We start from the raw sequence: 2,222 nt of genomic DNA, 5'->3' as shown, positions 1-2,222 counted from the left end.
ATAATTCCCGCCGGCCCTCCAGGGCTTTGGCCAAGGTAACCTGGTCGGCGTATTCCAAGTCGCCGCCCACGGGCAGGCCGTGAGCCAGGCGGGTAGTTTTGATTCCTAAAGGTTTGATTAAACGGGCTAAATAGGTGGCGGTAACTTCTCCTTCGGCGTTAAGGTCGGTGGCTAGAACCACTTCTTTTACGGTGCCGTCTTGCAGTCTCTTGATGAGTTCTTTCACCCGTAGCTCGTTAGGCCCGATACCCTCCATGGGAGAGATAACTCCCCCTAACACATGGTAGAGGCCTTTGTATTCGTGGGTGCGTTCCATAGCCACCACATCCCGTGGATCTTGAACCACACAAATCAAGCTGTGATCGCGGCTGGGATTGTTGCACAAGGTACACGGGTCTTCGGTGGCCAGGTTGCCGCAAATGGAGCAGTGTCTAACTTTTTCTCTGGCCTCGGCTATGGCTCCCATCAGCCGCTGGGCTTCTTCGTTGGAAAGATCCAGGATATGAAAAGCCAGCCGCTGGGCTGTTCTAGGTCCGATGCCGGGCAGTTTTCTCAGTTCGGCGATAAGCCGTCCCATAGGTTCTGGGTAATACATGCTAAGGCCCCCTCTGGACAAATTGACGCCGGACTTTTCACCGGCGCCAGCTGTCGGTAATTACTGCTACGGCTAATGTCCCTTAAAAACCGGGAATCTTGAGGCCTCCGGTAAAGCGGGCCATGGCCTGCGCCATCATGTCCTGTGACTCTCGAATAGCTTCGTTGGTGGCGGCCATGACCAGATCTTGCAGCATCTCAACGTCGTCCGGATCCACTACTTCGGGCTCGATTTCTACCAACAAAAGCTCGAGCTTGCCGTTGACGGTTACGGTGACGGCTCCGCCGCCGGCTGTGCCCGTCACTGTTTTTGCTTCCATCTCTTCTTGGACTCGGGCCATCTCCCTCTGCATTTTTTGGACCTGTTTCATCATTTTGTTCATGTTCATACCCATAGCCTCATTCCTCTCTTTCTTCCCGTATGACTACTTTATCGGCGCCGAACAAGGCTCGGGCTTCAGTTATGCCCGGCGGCTCTTCCGACACCGGCTGGTTGTCCCTATCTGTTGGCAGTGTTGAAGCTACGGCAACCTCGGGCCGTACTCTTAGCTGGGTCTTCAACACTTTCTGCAAAGCTTCTTCCAGCGCTGCTGTCTTGTCCGACCTTGCAGCCGCCTTCTTGATACCCTCGGTCTCAAAAACTACCTGCAGGATATTGCCCTGAACTGCCGCCGGCTGTCCGTAGCGCCAGACCGCTTCTAGTGAGGCGCCTTGGGCCTTGAGCTCGTCTAGTATTTGGCTCCAACAAGATTTGATCCTAGCCAGAGCTTGTTGGTCGTCGGTTTCCGATACCTTGGCACCCTGGAGAGGCGTAGGTTGGCCGACAACAGCCTGTTGTGGCGGCTTTTTGCTGGCCGTCTTGGGAGCTTGGCGCCGGGTCTTGGGCTGGAGTGAACCCACAGCTGTTTTGGTTTCGACTGTGGCTGCCGTTTCGATGGAACCCCAGGCTGGGCCCGACAGACAAAGGCCGGCTAAAGCCGTCTCCAGTACGATCCACGGCTGAGCGGCAAAGCGGAGCAGTCCCTCTTGCTGGGTGAGCTTCGCCAAGGCCGCTGTTAGTCTAGGTTCGGTCCAAACGCCGGCCTGGGCCGTGAGTCCCTCTGTTTCCTCCTGGCTGAGAGCTAGTAGCGGCTCCGGCTCACGGCAAACTTTAATCAAGAGCAGATTACGCAACCAATAAGTGAGATGTTTTTGGAGGAGGCGGGGATCTTTGCCTTGAGCCCGAAGCTGGGCCAGCAGGGCTAGCACTGTGCCTGCATCCCCCTGCCCCACGGCTCCAAGCAGCGCCGTTAACACCTCGGTCGCCGGTACCCCCAACAGGTCCAGCACCTCGGCATGGTCAATGGCAGAGCCGCAAAAAGAAATGCACTGATCCAGTAGGCCCAGTCCATCGCGCATGCTGCCTTCGGCTGACCGGGCCAATAACATGGCTGTACGCGGCTCCAAAGTCAGCCCTTCGGCCACAGCCACGTCTTTTAAGCGTTGGGCCATGGTTTCGGCTGACAAGCGGTGAAAATCGAAGCGCTGACAACGGGACAAGATCGTAGCCGGAAGCCGCTCCGGTTCGGTGGTGGCTAAAATAAACACCACCCGTGGCGGTGGTTCCTCCAACGTCTTGAGAAAGGCGT

Annotated in this window: 3 protein-coding genes; all 3 read right to left on the bottom strand. The window is 56.7% G+C overall.

Annotation, left to right across the window (positions count from 1 at the left end):
• The coding region (gene recR / locus GX016_02780; GenBank protein HHT70489.1) for a recombination protein RecR at positions 1-595 on the bottom strand (595 nt) is incomplete at its 3' end.
• Positions 596-677: 82 nt separating this feature from the next.
• Positions 678-989: a YbaB/EbfC family nucleoid-associated protein gene (locus tag GX016_02775; protein ID HHT70488.1), complete on the bottom strand. Its 312-nt coding sequence runs from the start codon at positions 987-989 to the stop codon at positions 678-680.
• Positions 990-993: 4 nt separating this feature from the next.
• The coding region (locus tag GX016_02770) for a hypothetical protein (protein ID HHT70487.1) at positions 994-2,222 on the bottom strand (1,229 nt) is incomplete at its 5' end.

It is taken from the genome of Bacillota bacterium (assembly GCA_012837285.1).
Taxonomy (GTDB): Bacteria; Bacillota; DTU030; order DUMP01; family DUMP01; genus DUNI01.
The sequence above is the reverse complement of the archived record's forward strand: the minus strand, read 5'-3'. Positions and strand labels throughout refer to the sequence as shown.

What these genes read in the sequence shown, in the direction of transcription:
- GX016_02775 (HHT70488.1), bottom strand. Translation starts at nt 989, where the DNA reads ATGGGTATGAACATGAACAAAATGATGAAACAGGTCCAAAAAATGCAG.